At 40.9% G+C, this 20450-nt stretch carries 12 protein-coding genes; all 12 read right to left on the reverse strand.

Annotated elements, in window-relative coordinates:
* Window positions 1-9 precede the first annotated feature (9 nt).
* The 12 genes from JL001_RS22020 to JL001_RS22075 all read right to left on the reverse strand — a co-directional run bounded on the left by JL001_RS22020 (window position 10) and on the right by JL001_RS22075 (window position 20442).
* Complete coding sequence (locus tag JL001_RS22020) at window positions 10-2379, reverse strand: alpha-L-rhamnosidase C-terminal domain-containing protein (RefSeq protein ID WP_200979982.1); 2370 nt, start codon at window positions 2377-2379, stop codon at window positions 10-12.
* Between the two features lie 225 nt (window positions 2380-2604).
* Window positions 2605-2847 (reverse strand): hypothetical protein, encoded by a 243-nt coding sequence (locus tag JL001_RS22025; protein WP_200979983.1) that lies wholly within the window; start codon window positions 2845-2847, stop codon window positions 2605-2607.
* 11 nt (window positions 2848-2858) lie between these two features.
* The gene (locus tag JL001_RS22030) at window positions 2859-4262 is read right to left on the reverse strand and encodes a sulfatase (protein ID WP_236252942.1); all 1404 of its coding nucleotides are present in this window, start codon (window positions 4260-4262) and stop codon (window positions 2859-2861) included.
* A 298-nt stretch (window positions 4263-4560) separates the two neighbouring features.
* Entirely contained in the window at window positions 4561-6819 is a 2259-nt protein-coding gene (locus tag JL001_RS22035; RefSeq protein WP_200979984.1) for a glycosyl hydrolase, read from the reverse strand.
* Window positions 6820-6878: 59 nt separating this feature from the next.
* A complete protein-coding gene (locus JL001_RS22040) occupies window positions 6879-9206 on the reverse strand; it encodes a GH116 family glycosyl hydrolase (RefSeq protein WP_200979985.1) in 2328 nt (775 codons plus the stop codon).
* 305 nt (window positions 9207-9511) lie between these two features.
* A complete protein-coding gene (locus JL001_RS22045; RefSeq protein WP_200979987.1) occupies window positions 9512-13774 on the reverse strand; it encodes an Ig-like domain-containing protein in 4263 nt (1420 codons plus the stop codon).
* 695 nt (window positions 13775-14469) lie between these two features.
* Window positions 14470-14655: a hypothetical protein gene (locus JL001_RS22050; protein ID WP_200979989.1), complete on the reverse strand. Its 186-nt coding sequence runs from the start codon at window positions 14653-14655 to the stop codon at window positions 14470-14472.
* Window positions 14656-14682: 27 nt separating this feature from the next.
* On the reverse strand, window positions 14683-14856 hold the full coding sequence (locus tag JL001_RS22055; RefSeq protein ID WP_200979991.1) for a hypothetical protein: 174 nt from the start codon (window positions 14854-14856) through the stop codon (window positions 14683-14685).
* A 26-nt stretch (window positions 14857-14882) separates the two neighbouring features.
* Entirely contained in the window at window positions 14883-15272 is a 390-nt protein-coding gene (locus tag JL001_RS22060; protein WP_200979993.1) for a hypothetical protein, read from the reverse strand.
* Between the two features lie 178 nt (window positions 15273-15450).
* Window positions 15451-16875 carry a sulfatase gene (locus tag JL001_RS22065; RefSeq protein ID WP_200979995.1) on the reverse strand — a complete coding sequence of 475 codons (1425 nt, stop codon included), beginning with the start codon at window positions 16873-16875 and terminating at the stop codon, window positions 15451-15453.
* Between the two features lie 44 nt (window positions 16876-16919).
* Window positions 16920-18443: a sulfatase gene (locus tag JL001_RS22070; protein ID WP_200979997.1), complete on the reverse strand. Its 1524-nt coding sequence runs from the start codon at window positions 18441-18443 to the stop codon at window positions 16920-16922.
* A 181-nt stretch (window positions 18444-18624) separates the two neighbouring features.
* Entirely contained in the window at window positions 18625-20442 is a 1818-nt protein-coding gene (locus JL001_RS22075) for a DUF5060 domain-containing protein (protein WP_200979998.1), read from the reverse strand.
* Window positions 20443-20450: the final 8 nt, after the last annotated feature.

Below are 20450 nucleotides of genomic sequence, written 5' to 3' on the forward strand. Positions count from 1 at the left end.
ATTAACTTATTACTTATAAATGGCTGTCAGCTCCCATTGTCCTGCTCCTACCTTAAAATTGAGATGCGAAGCATTTTCATGATCAAATGACACACCTTTTAAAGCCTTAATAGTTTTTCCATTCTTCCACACCAACTTGGCATTCACTTTCACCATGAAAATTTCTTTTTCAGTCTTTGGAATACCGACAATTGCAGTGGTTTCATCAGGAGAATTCAGTTGTAACTGATAGGTATTATTTCGCGACTCAATGCTTAGGGCAATATTTCCTTTTACGGTTGGAATTGTTTTCTCCAAACTTGAAAAATGAAGTAATGTAGGCATAATCTTATATTCGCTCCAGGCTACTTTGGTAGGTTCCACCCCGGCGATATACTTGGACAAGATAGTATTGGGTGCATTCCAGGCATGATTGTAACTTCCGCCATTGGGAAACTTCTCGTACAACGTTGACATAGATGCATCATCCACCTGACTTTGATACCGCTCCCTCATTCTTTCGAGTGACTCCTTATGTCTTCCGGCGATACACATGGCTTCTTCTACTATCCATTCGAAGTGCGGACTTGAAAAGTGGTTTTGAGTAAGCACATTCTTAACAATCTGATCATAAAACTCAGGATTTGCAATTCCTGAAACTATGGCGATGGCGTTGGCCCTGTCATCTTTAAATCTGCCCTCATTACTACTATAATAACCATCCTTCCAAAAGGCTTTTTCATAAGCCGGTCTCATGGTAGCCATTCGTTTATTATACCAGTCTATGTGCTCTTCATTACCTAAAGCTTCAGCCATTTTCTTGGCTTCCTTCAAGGCCAGGTAGTAAAATGCCATCTGAATGGGAGCTTTATCGATGGTATTTTCAACACCCCAATCCAACCAGTCCCATGTATCTGGGCTTTTTCCTCTTCGATACTCCGGTAAGCCATTTTCCTGCATGGGGAATAAATCCAAATAGGCAAAAAGATAGGGATATGCAATTTTCAATGTTTCCTTGTCTCCGGTGTTCAAATAGTAAGGCCATACCACCTGGGCAATAAATTGTAAGCTTTGGGTCACCAATTCACGGACCCGTAATGGCCCCAAGGCTCCAATTACCCCGTCTTCGCTGAAATCAACCGTTTGTAATATGGCTTTTTTAAGCAATTTGCGCCCGGCCTCATCCATTGAGTAGAACAGGTACCCTGTTTGGTCGGCTACATCGCCTATCCACAGAGCCCTTTCCCTATCCGGACAATCCATAAAATTATCACGGGCACAAACAAAGAGGGTATTATTGCCCATCCACCAGAGGCGTTGGTAAAAAGGATCGTCAATCTCAAATTTCCCGGCCATTTCACCTACACTCATCCATCGGTATTTTAAGGCCTTTACTTTTACTCCTTCCGGAATGGTATATATCACTTCGTGTCCGTTCATCCACGAAAAACTTTCAAATGCCTGTTCTCCCTCTTTGGTGATATATGTGGCGTTAATTTTATTTAACCTATTATCGGTAGTAACAAAAATGGTATCTCCTGCATCAGCTTCAATTTCCAGGTACGGAGTAATCTGCTTGTTAAAAGGGAGTTGGCACTTTACCGTTTGCCCCTTGCTTACGAATGGCAGTTCGAGTTGAGCATGATTTTCATAATTCTTTAAACCATGGTTTACTAATAATGGTACAAAATTTTCCTCCGGCAAATACCAGGGGGCATCCCCAGCACTGCCCTTTTCCACGGCCAAAGGCCAGTTGCTGTCGTTATACCCCTCGGTGTACCAGGCATCGTCCGACCAATCGTTCAACGCTTTTTGCGCATCGTATTTGACACTATATTGAATTAAATTTTTGCTGGCGGGATCCATGTTATTATCGTATCCCGGATGCTGCATGGCTTTCCAGGATGCATCTGATACTACCGTATGATCGCCCCACTCAGCGATAAAGAGCAAACCGCCTTTTTTACTGTCAATATGGGTTCCTTTATGGGTTTCTCTTCCCCAATACCAAGCCAGCACAGCGATGGTATTTTCACCTTCTTGAAGGTAGGGTTGGATATCCACTGTTTGATACCAGGAGTTAGCTGGTGTGATGTTATTTTCCCTTTCCCAATCTCCGACAGGGCTGGGCCCTCGGGACAATCCTCCTTCAAAAAGTACCATTTCCCCATTTATCCACAACCAAAACTTACTGTCTACAGCAATTCGCGCCTCAACTTTTTCTGGGACTTCATCCAAGGTAACAGTTTTTCTAAAAGCTATCCAAGTATTGGACGGCCCATCCTCCTTTTGCCATATCCATTGGGCATTGCCCCAACTTTTGGCATGGACATTTGAGAATAAAAACAATATTAAAAATGCAGCTAACAAGTGTTTTATCTTTCCAAATCTATTCATCATAACTTTTATTGTCATTGATATTTATCCAGGCTCCTACGGTCGCCGATCATCTATTATTTTTTTTTACAGGTAACGCACATTATCCTTCCTCCTGCTTCCACAAGAAAAGGATAACCAAGGATAGAACCAGTTTTGGGCTTTCCAATTACTGTACTACCATCCAGTTCCATGAGGATGTTTCCCCCGCAACGGGAGATTCATCGGTAACATTCTCCTGAGCTTTTATTACCACTTCAATTTTATTCCTTTTTTGGGGAATGCATTGTCAGGCATCTCACTGACATCCCTGTAATACACAAAGGTCCAAATACCCTTGAACGAAGTCACATCGTCCGTGCTATCTTCATGAAAATAATGTAGCTGATAGTGGTTCTCTGTTGATTTGGGTGACAGCCTGATTTCCCAATCGTTGGTATAGCCTTGGATTTTATCCCAAAAAACAGCTAAACTAAACCTATCAAAATACACTTTGAGTGATTTTACTCTAAATATTCAGGGTTCAGTTTATTGGGTAGTGGAGCATTTGTATCCTTCCACCAATCCTTTAAATCCATTAAAAGTTCTTCTGCCTTTTTGGGGTTAGCTTTTGCTAGATTGTTGCGTTCCCCAATATCTTCAGACAAGTTGTATAATTCTATCCCATGATCCTCAAAATAATAATGCAGTTTCCAATTTCCTTTTCTAATTACAGAACCAGGTCTTGTTCGAAACAAAGGGTCTCTGTTTTCATTGTCAGATCTATTATAGGCTTCTAAATATATTGGGAAATGCCAAAATAAAGGGCGTTCTAATAATTCTGCTTTCCCTTCTAAAACTAACGATAAATTATCACCATCTAAAGACAAGTTAGAATTATTAATTCCGGCATATTCTAGAACTGTTGGAAAGATATCTAGGTTCGTTATTGGCGCATCACTTTTAGTATTGGCTTTTATCTTATCCTTAAAAACAAAGAAAAATGGTCCCCTGATTCCTCCTTCATAATAACTTCCTTTTCCTGCCCGCAATGGTTTTTGTTTAGTTAGCCCGTACAAGCCCCCATTATCTGAAGTAAAAACAATCAAGGTATTATCAAAAATTTGTTTTTCTTTTAGTTTATCAATAAGCAGACCAATGTTTCTGTCCAAATTATCCACCATAGAGGCATATTCTGGATTTCCCTGACCATTCCATGGCGCCTTTTTTTCATATTTAGGTAAAAGACTATTTACGGGCATTATGGGCACATGAACAGCATAAGGTGAGTAGTTTAGAAAAAATGGTTTTCTCACGGAATCAATAAACGATAATGTTTTTTCCATTATCAAATCAGTTAAATACGTATTATTCCCTTTTTCAATATTAACATTTTGATAAGGTGGCTCATAACTTTTTGGCATCCCATTGTGGCCACCTCCAATATTTATATCAAAACCATACTCTAAAGGATTGTCACTCAAATGCCATTTACCTGCATGGCAATTAACATATCCATTATCATGCAGTACCTCAGGCAAAATAGTATGGTCATTTGAGAGTGTATGTGTGTTTTCTGTTGGAATTAATTTTCTGTTTTCTGATTTCCCACGTGTGGAAGGGCTAACGGTATAGATGCCATGACGCGGTGTCCATTGTCCAGTCATAAGGCAGGCTCTACTGGGGGCACAATTTGAGGCAGCAGCATATCCATTTGTAAATACCATACCTAAACCGGAAAGATAATCTATGTTTGGAGTTTCATAGTATTCGCTTCCCATAAAACCTACATCTTTCCAGCCCAAATCGTCAACATTTATAATAATGATATTGGGAACGGTAAAATCTTGTTTTTTGTCACATGAGCCATATAACAGTAGCATAAAAACTACCGATATCATTCGTGCTATTTTGTAAAGGTTACTCATAAATATTCCTTTTTTATTTATTCTATAGTATTCTCTATATTTTAATCACAGATTGTTACTAATAATATGTTACTGCTTCTATATCCATCGGCCTTAATAACCCGGAAGATTGCAACGGACTTTCCGGTGTGATTTTATCTGTAACTATCCAGGTATATTTTTCATCTTTTACCCGTGATTTATCCCCTATTAAATGGTTTCTCCAAAGGTTGACCACTTCAATTCCAGCTTATTTTCTCCAGCTTTTATGGCTTCGGTAATCTTTAGGCGGTAAGGCGCCATCCAAATACCTCCCTCGTTATTGATTAGCAATAACAAACAACGATTTCACAGCTTCTAACTGAAGTGGAATGCGGGTATAAGTCTCTCCATTTCTTTTTTCAAATGAAGATGTCAAGTTTCTATTGATTGAACCCGTATGTGGATTCCATATTTCAGGTGCTAGCTCACCACGAAGTAATACATCAGTTGTAATGGTTTCGTTACTGGAATTGGTAAAAAAGTAAATATGTCGACCACCATTAACCTTATGGACATAATTAAATTTACCCATATCGGTTTTTAAAACCGGATTTTCCTCAAAAGTCACATCCGCTGCATCACTGTGTTTGTCCAAGATTACCTCCAGCTTAGATGCATCGGGATTTGGAATAAATAGCGCCTTGCCTCCTGTTGCATTTTGGGATTTTATTGTTTCACTCAACTCACCTTGCCGGGTCGGATCCAAACCAAAAATCTCCTTGACCAGTGATATCACCTGGTCATCATTTCCAATAGTGGCCGACTTAAACGGCAACATGGTAGTAGCGATAAGTGTCCCGCCATTATCATAAAATTGCTTCACTTTTTTAAGCGTAGCATATGTAATCACTTTGCTTCCGGTAAGAATAAGCGTATGGTATGCTTGGTGGTTTTCGTCGTTGTTCAATTTTATTTTACCCTCCTCAATCGTGTACTTTTCATCAAGGAGCAGTTCTGGATGGACAAAGGTAAAATCACGACGGATATCATTGGTCAGCCATCCACTGACGGTTTGGTAATCGGTTTCAGGAGCTACGTAAAACCCTTGGCGTATACTGTCAGGATTATCAAAACGGAACCATCCTGCCAAGCCCTCAAATGGATAAAGTACGGCAATCTCGCTAACCCGTCTTCCGCCTCTAAGTAACATACTGGCACGCCCTACAAAATTGGAGTAAGCAGGAAGTGCAGGAGCCAATTTCTCACTATATGGCGAAACCAATGGTGGTATGTAAACTTTCTCAGGATTATACCACATGCCGTGAGGAATGACCATATTGACACCTCGTGCAAATAAATCCATCATGGCTCTATACAGCATCAATGAGTCAAATGAGTTCTCTTTGTAAGCTCCATAAATTTCTGTGGCCACTAATGGACGGTCATAATAATCGGCTGCAGAGCTAATAAGCTTATGTCCGTTTTGACCAAACTGATAACCAATAATAGCATCGGTTAAAGGTATTTGGGTATACCGATAAAATTTAAAAATGTCGGCATTCATATCTATGGGTGTGGGATCGTAATTTCCCGGTGGATGGCCGGTACTATTAAGGCCATTGGCTTCATTCCATTGCCCTACCAGTTTGGGGAACCCTTCAGCCAATAATTCGGCGCGTGTTCTGAAAAAAGCGTTTCTTACAGCCTCGGTTTCCGGCCCAATATCCTCCCATAATGCGGGGTAATAGGGACGCGGGTCAAAACCATTCAGCTCTTCAAACTTTTGATTAAAAGAAGTCGTCCAGTTACGGGGATGACGCCAAAAACCCACATCGTCGAAAAAGGTGGTTTTAATGGTGTTGCCAAAATACTGACCAAAACGCGCTTTGTACTTTTCATAAGTCTCATTAATCATATGGCGCACTGCAACAGTGTCCATAAAATCCATGCACAGGTACTTCTTGTGAAAACTGTCCTTCATTAAAGGAAAGAACATTATTTTCCAATTACCTTCTGGAACCTTCCACTGTAGCACCCCATCCTTTGCAAAAGGACTTATTTCAATGCGTTCATTAGTTCGTTCATTGGTAGCCACTGCGGCCATTAATTGGATACCAGGAATACTATCACTAAAAAGTACAGGGCCTTTCACCTTATATTCGATTTTATCCAACCTTTTCATGGTGTGGTTTGGATACTTTTCTTCCATTTTTCCCCCGGCCATACCACTCGGAAAATCATTATCGTCGTACAATACGATTTCCATATCCAATTCCTCTGCAATTTTGATCATATCCTGGTAACGCTCAAAATATTCCTCCGAAAGGAAATTAGGCGAAGTCCCTGGCTTGCTCGGACTTTTTTCGGCCAAGGGCAATAAACTCACTCCTGAAAAACCGGCCTCTTTCGCATCTATCATTTGCTGTCGGATCCCTTGGGTAGTAAGCTCCCCGTTAATATGCCAGAAAGGCATGGGCCTGTAACGGCCAGGAGGATTTGCAAAATCCTGTTCTATTTTGTTTTGACAGGAGAACATCGCCATCAAAACAAAGCTCGCTAAAATTGCATTTAATAATCTGCCTTTTTTCTCTTCCATTGGTATCAAATGGTTTTACCCTCTTCCTATTTTTACATTTATCGAGGAAGAAGGTTGGATCAATCCATTGCCTTAATTTTCCATACACCAGGTTTTACTTCAAGACTTATAAACTCATCATCTGCCTGGATAAAATTCACCTGAGGAACCTTGTTCTTGAATTGTCCTTCCTTCCAGACTACTTTTCCATTCACACTTATCCGCCCTTTTGCCGGGATGAAAATAGTAGCTGTTGTTTGAGCTGGTGAGGTAAGGTCTAGGATATAATTACCATCATTTTTATCAACTTCAAGCATGATATCCCCCTTCACACTGGGCACTATTTGCTTTACATGAGTGAGATGGGCCATATTAGGCTTAACTTCGTATTTGCTCCAAGCTACGTCAGTTGCCTTAATACCGGCAATATATCTTGACAGCACATAATTGGGAGCGTTCCACGCATGGTTATAGGTACCCCGCAATTGAGGATGGTACTTTTCGTACAAGGTCGTCAGCCAATCCATCTTCACTTGGCTTTCGTAGCGTTGGCGCATACGCGACAAACCTTTATCGTATTGTCCAGTGAGCATGATGGCCTCTTCGGCCATCCACTCCATATGCGGACTGGCTTTTTGGACCGGGATCAACACACTATCCACCAAGGTGTCAAAATGCTTTTCGTTAGCCAGACCGCTAATGATGGCCAATGCACTGGTCCGTTCCTCGATGGGCATATTCGCTCTCCCATAATAAGTCCCCTGCCAATATTCACCTTCGAAGGTCTCTTTGATACTGAGGATGCGTTTGGTATACCATGCTATATCCTCGTTTTTGTTTAAAGTTACCGCCATCTTTTTAGCAGCCTTTAAAGCCATATAGTACAAGATCACATTTACAGGGACTGGATCAGGATCTACACCCCAATCAACCCAATTGGCATAGCCCTGACGATGTTCCGGCAGACCATTGGGCTTCATTTCCCAGAGTTTCAAATAGCTCAATACAGCAGGGTAGGCAGTTTCTAGCGTGGATTGGTCTCCTGTATTGTAATAATAACTCCATATGCCCTGATCGATATATTGGAGGCTTTGACCTGTCAGTTCACTACTTGCCCCGCGATATGCACCAAATCCCGGTGCCAAACCTTGAATGGTATCACCAGCACTATAGGCAATGGTATTATCAATGGCTTTTTTAAGTAATAAGCGACCGGGTTTATCCAAGGTATAAAACACAGCCCCAGTTTGATCGGCCACATCACCTATCCATAGACCACGTTCCCTATCGGGACAATCCATATAATTATCACGGGCGCACACATAAAGCGTATTTCTGGCCATCCACCAAAGCCGGGTATAGAAATCGTCATTACATTGGAATACACCTGTCATTTCACCCACTCCTGTCCAACGATATTTCAACTCCAGTACTTCCACTCCTATTGGAATAGTGTACTCTACCGAATGGCCATTGAACCAAGTAAATCCCTCAAATTCCTGCTCTCCTTCTCTCGTGATGTATTTTGATTGTAAAAGATTAAAGTCATTATCTGTATCGATAACAATAGTATCCCCTGCTATACTTTTTACTTTCAGATAGGGGGTAATTTGCTGGTTAAAGGGGAGTTTTGCACTCAGTACCACAGCACTGTCCGTTGTGTTCTTGTAAGGAAGGCTGAGCTTCCATTCACCTTGTTCTATATGGATAGATGTATAGTCGGATAGACCGCGATCGTTCCACTGAGGAATGGCCCGTTTCACCATATCTCCCCATGGTTTGGTATTGGCCTTTCCTTTTTCGATTGGTGTTGGCCAGTTGCTGTCGTCAAAAGCGGGGGTGTACCAAGCTTGGTCCGTCCAGTCGGCCATTGCTTTTCTGGCATCAAATCTTACATTATAAGCATTCACCCGATTGGCAGAACCACCACCTCCCCCGCTATTGGGATCATAGGCCGGGTGAATGTTCATTTTCCAAGATGTATTCGTATTCAGATCTTCTTCCCACTCGGCTGCTACATAGAGGCCTCCACAGCCACTATCTTCATGGGTCTTTCGGGTACGTCCCCAGTACCAAACCAAAATAGCAATTGTATTTTGTCCTTTTTTTAGATATGGAGCCAAATCAATTGGGTCATAATAAATGGTATTTGGGGCTGCTCCGCGGGCCAATCCGCCTTCGAACAACACCATCTCTCCATTTATCCATAGCCAATATTTCGTATCCGCCGCTATTTTTGTCAGGGCCTTATTGGGAACTTTTTCAAGATCGATTGTTTTTCTGAATGCCATCCATGAATTGGCAGGACCTTCTTCCTCTTGCCATATCCATTTGGGATCACCCGAATTCTGCGAAAATGCAAGGGATAAATTAATGAACAGTACTAGAAATAAAATTGCTTTTTTCACTTTTTATGAATTTTATTAATTGGCTCATTGAAAATATTACAGTTAACTTTTCCTTTTGCCGTTATGATTTGACAGAAATCGGCCAAATTGGGAACTATATGAACCCAAGTATCTTGAACTTAATGTTAATCAATATTATGAAGTTGATTATCCTGCTTCATACTAGGTCTATTTGAAATGAGCCAAGCTCGATTCATAAAAAATAAAAAGGTAAAAGGACCTCCTTACTTAAACAGGAGGCCCTTCTGGATTCAAACCTTACCAATCTCCAAAATAAGAGTCTAAAAAGTATATCATAGGTTTATTTATTTTATAATTAGCTTTTGATAATATTTTTCCCCGGATTGATCAATCGCCGTAATGACGTATACACCACTTCTGAAGACATCTCCTTTGGATAAATGAAGCATTTGCTCAGATACTGCTCTGTTATAAACCAATCCCCCCACTCTATTATGGATGAATACTTGGACTGTCCCCATTTCACCAAAATCAATAGTAAAATCCTTAATGGTGGGATTAGGATATACTACCAATTCGTGTTGACCACCAGAGGAAGTTGCACTATCCTCATTGACAAATAAAGTCCTCTCTTCTGAACGGGAAGTGCAGTTGCCATTTACAGAATACACTACTTCATTATCGATTACGGGTATAGCTTCATCAACCGGAACAGTAACAGTTACCTGCTCAAGGACCTTATTCTGATAATTGTCCTCCAAGGCAAGTACAATGGTGTATACCCTGCCATCTCCTGTACCGGATCTTTCCTGCATTAAGTCCACAGTGCTGCAATTTGGACCGATAACAATATCATTTAAAGTGTTCCCGTCTTCATCAGCATTTTCTGCTTCATCAGAACTTACCGACAAAATAACTACATCATCAATATTTAAATCTGCACAATTATCTGAAACCGAACCAACAAAATCAGCAACATTAAACGTTCGATATTTGTGGTTAGGAGGCCATATGGCAATGCTCTCTGTTGCAAGGTTGATCACGGGTGCGATGGTATCAAGAACTGTCACAATAGCCCTACAAGAGGCTGAATTATTATAGGGATCGGTAACCGTTAAAACAACGTCATTGGCACCAATATTTCCACATGTAAAGTTGGTCTGCGATGCTGAAAAAGAGACGACACCGCTCAAATCGGTACTACCACCATCCAGCTCCTCAGCCGAAATAAGGGCATTCCCCTCTTCGTCCAAATACACTGTGATGTTATTACAAACAACACTTGGAGCTGTCCGATCTACCACCTCAACAGCAACCCCCTCAGAAACGGAGCTGATACGCTGATCATCATATGCGACAGCATCTATGACAAAACTTCCTACTTCTGAAGCCGTCCAGGTTACATCAAATGGAGCTGATTTGGTTTGAGCATAAAGTTTCTTATCCAACCTATAGTCAATCTGGGTTATGGAACCGTCATCTATTGCATTGGCTTCTAATACTGTACTTTCTCCCAATTCTATGGTACTATTATTAAGCGGATTTCCCATAACAACTGTAGGAGCTTGATTTACCACTCCCCACACCTCCAGCTCAGTCACCGAATTCCAAGAACTTGCAGAGTTTCCGTGACCAACATAACGAACATACCTGGCATCCACCGGGTTGGAGAGGGCAAAATCCTCTAAACCGGTCGTCGATCCACTTGACGCTACATTCGTCAAAACATCTGTCCAACTAATTCCATCAGTAGATACCTGAATATCAAAGTAAGATTTTCGACGATCTCCACTAAGGAAGGCAGCCCTGATGCTACCTATATGAAAGGTTTCGCATAAATCCATGGTCAGGGTCTCCCCATCCCCACTCGATGACCATCGTGTCCCCAATTTACCATCGGCAACATTGCCCGGGACGTTTGGAGCCTGGGAGGAGCTAGCTGTAATATTACATGCATCGAGTTTTTCTTCCGCGACATCACAGCCAGTGCTTGAAAACAATACCGTTTTCTCCCCAGTATTGCTCTCATCATCAGTAGCAATAGCGGTAAGTTCATAGCTCCCCCCTTCTGGTAAGGAAAAGGTAAACTCATAGGGCATTTCATCAGCCCTTCCCAATGATATGCCATCAAGCAACAGCTCTACATTAGCGATATTCCCATTAATATCTACTGCATCTACCTTAACGGTTATGGACTGATTTTCACATAGTTGTTCCGGTAAGTTGATTTCATTTACGATAGGACTGCTGGCAGGGCCTGTCTTTGTAAACTTGAACTCCTTAAAGAAAAACAACCAGCTGGTAGTACCATCACGTGGAGTAAATATCATTTGAAGACTGGCATTGCTCATGTTTTCAGGGATGATAATTCCCGAGGCTGTATACCATTCATAATCGCTAAAATTGGCTCCAGTTCCAGTGATCACCACATCACCAAGGTCCTTACCGTCCAAGAGCAACTTAATATTGGCGCTTTTCCCAATTCGTGAGGCGGCTAAAAATGACACTTCATATTGCCCCGAATCAACGGATTCAAAGGTATAGGAAAGCCATTCTCCATCCCGGATACCACTCACTGCAAAATCTCCCTGAACAGCATCAATTTCCACGTCTTCCTTTCCGGCTATAGCCCGCCGGGGATTTCGTTCCTCTGGAAGACCTCGCTCGTATCCCACGTTAAAGTCATGATAAGCGGCTCCTTCGCCTCCAATATCAAAATGCCATGCTTGAGTTGTTCCTGGAATAGTCAAATTGGTGTAGGGCATACGGTTCACCACCTTTAATTCAAACCTTTTATAGGCCTTGTTATTTTGATCATCCTCAGTCACAATTTCCATGGAGTACACGCCCTCCGGCAAATTACTTAATTGGGCTGCGTCCTGGTCCTCATCATTCCAGGAGTAGGGAGCACTGGAATCTCGCCTGACAAAATTGCCATTGATATATAAATCAGCATATTCTATGTTTTCTCCGTTTACAGGAGTAATATTGGATACTACTACGATTTTGCCGGGAGCAGTGATTATATCGTACTCCCCATTACTATTGAGCGAGGGGGTATTGATCTCAATGGTTGGAGCTCCCTGCAATTTAAAGTCATAAGTGAACAAGTAGAACTGAGGCCTAGTAATCCCCGAGGGATGATCAAAAGTAAAGGTTATCTCTTGCAAACCTTCATCAAACCAAATGCTATCCATATTTACCTTAGGATTTTCCGTAAAGTCGGGCAAGGCTGGTTGGTCCGGGTCATTGGTAATGGTGGTAAACCGACCTACTTCGGTCAGGGCACCAAATGTTCCTTTGTTTAGAATTATAGTACCGCCATATTGTTTGGAACGCTGAACTTTCAAATCTACTCCAACGTCATAGTAACCAGCTTTCTTCACATCAATTTTATAGGTAACCCATTCATCCTTGTATACATGCCTGATAAGTCCTTCCTCAATGATGGGCTCATTCCTAAGTTTATAGTCATGAGCATCGGATGCCTTAAAGCGGTCAGGAACAGAAATCGGATCTTTCATTATTCTGATTTGAATGATCCTATCACTGGTATTGCCATTGATATCGGTGGCCACCGCCTTCAGCTGATGAATACCTGTAGTCAAGTCATCAAGCAGTCCCCCGCTCCACTCATAGGGTGCCGCATAATCAATCCCAATGAGTTCATTATTCGCATTGTATAATTTTATATTTGCTATAGGATCTTGAGTGTAATCAACTGCGACGTTTACTGTAATATTGGCATGGTTCTGAAAATAATCATCATTTTGAGGTGCTGTAAAAGACAAATGAGGTTGAATCCAGTCATCAGCTGTTTTTTGCTTGATAAGCCAACGAGCCACCCCAAACGTCCCTCCGGCATCATCAGCATCCGGAAATACTTCATCATTATTGTAACAGTTCACATTAAAAATCACCAAATCTGACTTTAAGAAATGAGGCTTATTTTTCTCCTTAAAATATCTTTTTAAATAATAGTAAAATGCTTTGTAGGCACTAAGGTTGTACTCGTGATTGCGTTGGTAAGTGGTCAGGAAGGAACATATTTTATTATTGCTTACACAGAATTCCAGCAAATCCGCGGCTTGTTGGTACTTAGCAGGGTCGTCCATCTGAAATTCAAATTCCGCACCATCGGCAACCAATATTTGGGCACGAAAATCATCACTCCTGCTATCTGTATGAAATTTACGGGTATGGGCCAACATTGGAAAAGGTGGATTTTGAGCCATAATAGTGTTCCAATCGTTGACATTCATGCCGTCCCCTTCCTGATAGAGCATAAAAGCCAAGACATTTGACCCTTCAGGCATTTTGGTAACTACAGTAGAATTGGCCACATCCTGATTGTGCCACACTGCATGGTGCAGGGCATTTTTATGGGTAAGATTGTTAAAAATGGTGGCTATTTGTGCATCCGAATAACCTGCCCAATCCTTGTAGGTTAATCGAATACCATCTGCATTTTCTGCAATAAATGGATAGTTGGATTTATCCAATATCCGTGCATCCCCATCCCTGGTGATGGTTGGGACCACTTTTTGGGCAAATAGGGAATTACATAGTGCGAAGCAGAAGGTTATAATGGGTATAATCTTTTTCATATTGAATAGTTTAGGTTTTAATTTATTATTAAGGTTATCTTGATTTTTTTTAGTTAGGGATGGATATTGATAGCCGTCCATTACGTCTGAAATGCTTATTTCTGCCCCACAACGCTTAGCCTTGTTGAGTATTCTATGATAGGGCACTAGAAATTGAGGTTATCTGTTCTTATCCTAAAATTTAAATTAATTGATCCTCTTCTAAATAAATTCGAACGTCTAAATAGGAATACTAGCCTATGAAAATGTCTACAAAGGGGGATAGATGTAAATAAACTTTAAAAGCAATCCAACCGTTTTCAGACCTCCAACAGTTAGTAATTCAAAGATTAACAGTAATATTAACCACTTTAAAAACATAGGTTATCCTGCCTCGTATTGGCACATAGATTGGCAAATCATGAGAAATACAAAATAAAACCACCACAATCAAGTTTTCTATAAAAATCAGGGACTCATTCAAATAAAAAATCTATATGTCCATACTACCTCGTAAAAGCACAACAGCTTCTAACATGCCAAGATCGTCAAAGGAAAATTTCTCAGGGTTATTTTAGAAAATCAGCCCGATAACCTTTAAACTTTCATTATCTTTTATGTGGCACTGGCACTCATCTAAATCAATCCAGAGGAATTTAATCTCCATTTTCCCTTCTTACCTTAGTTTTTTATAACCATTACTCCACATATAAATATCACTTGGGGATAATTGACATTTCCGGTAAGTACACCGTCACTACTTCCTTGAACATAGCCCCCCAGCGGCAAACAGACTTTAAGTCCCCTCTATCCCAACTGCCTGCTGCCATTTCAACGTCATTAATAAATACCTTGTAATTATAACTATCATCGGTCACTCGTAGGTTGAAGCTCTCTCCCACTGATTTACCCGTTGATATACTTTCATTCTACCACCAAGTAATTTCCCTTTTTATGATATCAATATCTCCAGCAACTGTCACATGCAGCCCCACAACCCAAGCAGGATTAATTTCTCCTTCTGCAGTAGCTTTAGATTGGAATATTTTGAGGTCTTTGGTAACATTGAGTCCTTCTACATGGTAAAGTGCAGAGAAGGTCATGACCCTATTTTCATCCCTTCTAATACCTAAATTAGGGGCATAGGCTTCACTTCAGCCTGCCCCCACACGGGTGCTTTGACAATTTTGGTCTCCGGGAAAGACCCTAAAAACCTGTGTGTTTCCATCTTTTTGGTACCATCGGATACTTTCATTAGGATCAATGGCCTGGGAATTAAGGGGGGGGGGTACCATCTCATTTGACTGTCTGACATCACCCGGCGGGACCCGGTGCTGGTTGTCTCTATACTGCCATTCGGCACATCCACAAAGGTCCCTCTGGTATCTATGGGGCCATTGGCCACCTTCTCCCTCAAAACTGTCGTTTCTTGGTCAGTGGCTGCACTCGATTCATCACCTATTAGATTATTCCAAGTAGGGTTCCAATTGGAGTAGGAATGTAAGCCAGATGGAAGCACCTTCTGATCTTTTTTATTTCATCTTGTACTTTCCTCTTGCACGCATGCGTAAAAGAGGCCTGTCAATAAAGTGCTTAGCACAAAAATATTAATGGTTAATTTCATGCCTATTTTTTGGTTAGAATGGTTTTAGAGTTTGATTGACTTTATTCGTATTTTTTCCAGATAATCCTCTTAATTAATAGGTCGTCTTGACAAGGAAATCCTTTCCCCATTTATTCCGTAACTCTATTGCCAGACTGTCAACAAGGTTTTCGTATTCCTTCTTTTCGGCGAGATTATCCAGTTCTAAAGGATCATTGCTATGATCAAACAACATTCTTTCATAGCCTAAACCATTATCATCAGTCCACTCAGTATAAAAAAGGTCGCCTTTAATGATTGTTACAGCATCTTTAAACTTAGCAATGCCCCAATTCTTTTCAGGAGGATTTCCTTCCAAGATTACAGCCATACTGATGCCTTCAACTGTTTCAGGTACATCTATCCCTATTAGCTCACACAAGGTCGGATAGACATCGATATACTCCGTGATTACCTCCGTTTTTTCACCTTTAGTCTTGCCCGGCACTTTAAGTACAAGAGGTGTCCTAAGTGCTGATTCAAAAGTAGAGTGCTTCGCCCAAAGTTTGTGGTCTCCTAAGTTCCATCCGTGATCTCCCCATAATACAACTATCGTATTTTCATCCAAATTCAATTTTTTCAATTCATCGAGGACTCTTCCAATCTGGGCATCCACATAACTCACTGAAGCATAATATCCATGAATGAGTTCTTTTGCTAAATCATCAGCCAATAGCCCCTTTTTAGGAACTTGACTATATTTCCGTAATTCTCCGAAATTATGAAACGCTAAACTCGGGGTTGAGGCAGGCTGATGGTAATTTTTTGGGAGTTTAATTTCCTTGGGATCATAAAGATCCCAATATTTTTTTGGTGCATTAAATGGTAAGTGAGGTTTCATAAAGCCTAATGCTAGGAAAAAAGGGTTCTTACTCCCCTTTAGCTTTCGAAGGTTTTCAATTCCTTTGTTGGCTATTTTTCCATCAAAATAAACATCATCTGATACGTCTGCCGATTCCGTTGGGTGTCCATAGCCAGTTTCTTCGGTAAGAGCTATATTTTTTTGCAATTGATAATCACGAATATTCCCCTTTGGAAACCAAATCTGATCCCAGGCTTGCTCGTCGTCATTATTATGATGGTAGATTTTACCATTTGAGATAGTCCGATAGCCATTCTTTTTCAAGAGCGCTGGCAAGGATATCGCTCCAGGATAATCTACGTCTTTTCTTGTTCTCGCATCTATAAATCGATAACGGGTGGGGCGAGTTCCTGTAAGTAGACTGGCCCTAGAGGCACCACAGACAGGTATATTGCAATAGGCCCTATTAAATACCAAACTTTCACTGGCAAACTTATCCAGATTAGGAGACGAAATGTTCTGAGATCCATAAAAATTCAGTTCTGGCCGCAAATCATCTACCGCAATAAACAGGATATTTGGCTTTTTTGTCGTATTGGTTGACTTTGCGTTTTTTTTTGTACAATTGACAAATAACAGCGCTACAAAAAAGGCGAGTATAAGGCTTTTTAATTTCATGTTTTTTAAATTTCATATATTTGATTGACACGAAAGGCAGCTAATTACCAATGCTTAATGATCAAATAATCCTCCTCATTGAGCGTATTCTTCATAGAATCAGGAATAGTCCTTAACCTGGTATTTTGATCTAGTTTAAATCCCTTATTCCCTTCCCCAGTGATTAAAGGCATATTCCCTATTTCCTCATTCAGAAAATCGCCTTGCAATTCCATCCATTTAAACAATTCATCACATAACCTATTTTTAATACCCTGATAGTCGACATCTTCAATTAGATTGTTTTGCTCAAAGGGGTCACTTTGAAGATCATATAGCACCTCAAAAGGCTCCTCCTTAAAAGCCATCGCTCCTCTACGAATAAAGAAATTAACATTGGGGTTGTCCCCTAGGTTTTGCTCCACCACATCAATGGAGTTGAAATTCCTGATATATTTATATCGCTTATCTCGGATCATCCTTGCGGGAAATACTTCTGATACTAAGATATTTTGATTGGTTCTGACCCCATATACATATTGGTGAATTTCCTGATCCCTCCCCTGTAGCAAGGGCAAAATACTTTTACCATCCAAATCCCCCACTGACTCGCCCCCAGCGATTTCTAGAAAAGTGGGCAACATATCAACATAGTGAACCAATTGCCCAGAGGCGGTTCCCGCCTCGATGACGTCTGGCCATCGGGCCACAAGAGGTACACGAAGCCCGATATCCTTTACTGTAAACTTTCCGGAAACTCCATGATCAGCACTGTACATAAACAGGGTATTTTTATCTAAATGCTTATCTACCAATTGTAATACTTTTTCCAGTTGTGTATTGTCTTCCTGAATACTTCGATAATAGCCTGCCTTTTTATTGACAAATGATTTGTCTGATTTTTTATGCTCATTGAAAGGATAAAATTGAATATCTTCCGCCTGAGCATTTTCTACTTTAAAATATTCTGCATGGGGATAGTAAGAAGCGATAAGTAAGAAAAAGGGCTTCTGCCTCTTCTTCTTGAAAAAGTTTTCGATGCTATCCAAAGGAATATATTCTCTCGGGACTCCTTCCTTATATACCCCTTTCCATTCTATGTCCCAGTCAAAAACCTGATCTGGCTTGATATGGCTTTTTCCTGCCAGCACAACCTCATAACCTAGCGCCTGCATTCGTTGGGTGATACTTTCAATATCAGGCTTTACCGGAGTATGGTTTGCAAAACAACCATTTTTGAGGGGGTATTTTCCCGTAAGCAATTGGGAGCGACTTGGCGCGCAAATAGCTTGACCAGTAAAGGCATTTTCAAACAATAGCCCCTCTCTTGCAAGCTGGTCTACCGCAGGTGTATGGACTTTTTCATTCCCATAGCACCCATAATCATAAATATCCTGATCATCAGCAACATAGAAAATGATATTAGGTTGTTGATAAACTTTCGTTGGACTACTCCCATGTGATACCTTAATAGTAGTATCAGCGGTGCTTGATCGTTGACAGCTTGTATTTACAAACGCAAATAGGGCTAACCATCCCAATAGCACCTTATATATACCATTTGCATACCTAAACTGATAATTCTTCATTTAATATGGATTGAACGATTAAATCATATTTCTTTGTTTTTAATACCTTAGGTCCCCCTTATATTGACCAATATTTGATCTGTGCTGATAATTTAAATCCTTTGATCTCCTGATTTGTCAATTACTAATACATAACCCCTTTAAGTTATTTCTACCACTCAACTCGTCTTTGTTTTACAAATCATTTGTACAAATACAATAAGGCATCTTTATCAAAGGGGGTTTCCAAATTCACTGCCTCTGTGGTGGTCTCTCCATCAACTTCAACCTGCTCACCATTTTTAGGGTTTAGCCAAATGGCCTTATATCCTACATCCGGAAGTTCTAATTGAACAGCGCCTTTTTCTTTCAAATAAACCAGGTAGACCTCTCCCCTTTTGGCCAAAACATAATCCTCCGGATTCGAAGTCAATTCATTTATATTCATCATTTGACTGAGAGGAAGATCATGATCAGTAAAGAAACTATGGGCCACATGGCATTGGTCCCAGAAAAGATCCCGGCTTCTCCAGGATTCGCAGGTCAAATCGGAATGTGCATGTTTATAACCAAAATACCATTCCACACCGCTACCTCCAGCCATTAAGGTTCCCCACAGCGCATTTATCCTAGCGGTATCATGGTCGGGATCCTCGTTATCCGGAAGCAATGAGTGTCCTGCATCCCCAGGTTCATCCACAGCTACTACCAGCTTTCGTCCTGAGACAGCTGAAGCTTTTACCCACTTGTTGGTAACGCGATGTACTCGACTAAAATCAGGTTTATTAGTTTGCACCGAAAATCCCTTGACAGCTGTCATGCTATCTACAAGTGGTTGATAATATTTCTCGTGCTCATTGGGAAAAGTATGTACTACTGAGATATTTTTGTAGGGATCTTTTTCGGCAAAATACCTTGCAAAATCATTGAGCTGTTGTAGTGTATTGGTATTTTCTTCCCCCAAATTCCAGTTTAGTGCCAAATGGTGTGAATATCTGGCTATCAGTTCACGGTAATAAAGTTTTCGTTCACGGCCCAAATCACCACCATCCATCTTTTGATCATTTTCATTCTCCTGGGTCTTGAAATGTAAATACATCCCCTTCATTTCTCCATAAGAAAAGAGTTGTTCCCATTGATCCATTTTGGATACATCAAAGCGGTCATGAATGATATGATTTTCCCATTCGCTTGGCTTTTTTCTTTCACCCGCGGATTTTTCATATTCCTCCAGGCTCACGTTAAGTAAATGAGGAAAAACGTTGCGGTCATCACCATCAACATTAAAGGTTAAAAATGAAAAAGCATTCAATCCCTTCTGGTACAAATAGTTGATTGCACCCATAATATTTTTACCTTTTTGCCTGTCTGCCCCCCATAAATAAGGACTTGCATCTTCATTATAATCCTGGTCATGGTCTTCCCATTTTTTAAGCCGATTTCCTACATTGGGAGTGTCATCAAACTCAAAATAGGCCAGCAGGTTTTCAGGAGCATCTACCCCATTTTTCACAAAATATTTTCCCGACTGGCTAAATTGAAGGTAATGTTCTCCCACATACCTCAGCCGACCCTGTGCACGAAGATCTCTCCCGGTCTTATCCGATTCGACTACCTCAAAAGACCCGGTTTGACCATCCATATATCCAGCACTTTCTCCTTCTTCCCCACCTACAGCGACGTCATTTCCTTCCTTAAAGGATACTTTATAATCCCATTGCCCAGGGGCATCTGGCGAAAAGTGGACCCTCCACCTGTTACCTTCTGTAGCAGAGGTAAAGGCAGCATTTCCATCGGCGGCGAAATACCCTGGTACAACAAATGATTTTTCGCCTTGTGAAAAGTTCACCTCTAATCGATAATCGGTAAATGGATTGGGAGAGGCCGTTTCGCTGCTCTCTGGCCCTTCAAAAGTCAGCGTTACCTTATGCCAAACTTTTAATTCCCCACTTATCTGAGGAACTTTGGTGCAAGACATAAAAACCGCCGTTACTATTAATAGAAATAAATCAGGCTTCATAGTGGGTA

The organism is Echinicola sp. 20G (assembly GCF_015533855.1).
Lineage (GTDB): Bacteria > Bacteroidota > Bacteroidia > Cytophagales > Cyclobacteriaceae > Echinicola.

What these genes read in the sequence shown, in the direction of transcription:
- JL001_RS22020 (WP_200979982.1), bottom strand. Translation starts at nt 2,379, where the DNA reads ATGATGAATAGATTTGGAAAGATAAAACACTTGTTAGCTGCATTTTTA.
- JL001_RS22030 (WP_236252942.1), bottom strand. Translation starts at nt 4,262, where the DNA reads ATGAGTAACCTTTACAAAATAGCACGAATGATATCGGTAGTTTTTATG.
- JL001_RS22035 (WP_200979984.1), bottom strand. Translation starts at nt 6,819, where the DNA reads ATGGAAGAGAAAAAAGGCAGATTATTAAATGCAATTTTAGCGAGCTTT.
- JL001_RS22045 (WP_200979987.1), bottom strand. Translation starts at nt 13,774, where the DNA reads ATGAAAAAGATTATACCCATTATAACCTTCTGCTTCGCACTATGTAAT.
- JL001_RS22055 (WP_200979991.1), bottom strand. Translation starts at nt 14,856, where the DNA reads ATGACCTTCTCTGCACTTTACCATGTAGAAGGACTCAATGTTACCAAA.
- JL001_RS22065 (WP_200979995.1), bottom strand. Translation starts at nt 16,875, where the DNA reads ATGAAATTAAAAAGCCTTATACTCGCCTTTTTTGTAGCGCTGTTATTT.
- JL001_RS22070 (WP_200979997.1), bottom strand. Translation starts at nt 18,443, where the DNA reads ATGAAGAATTATCAGTTTAGGTATGCAAATGGTATATATAAGGTGCTA.
- JL001_RS22075 (WP_200979998.1), bottom strand. Translation starts at nt 20,442, where the DNA reads ATGAAGCCTGATTTATTTCTATTAATAGTAACGGCGGTTTTTATGTCT.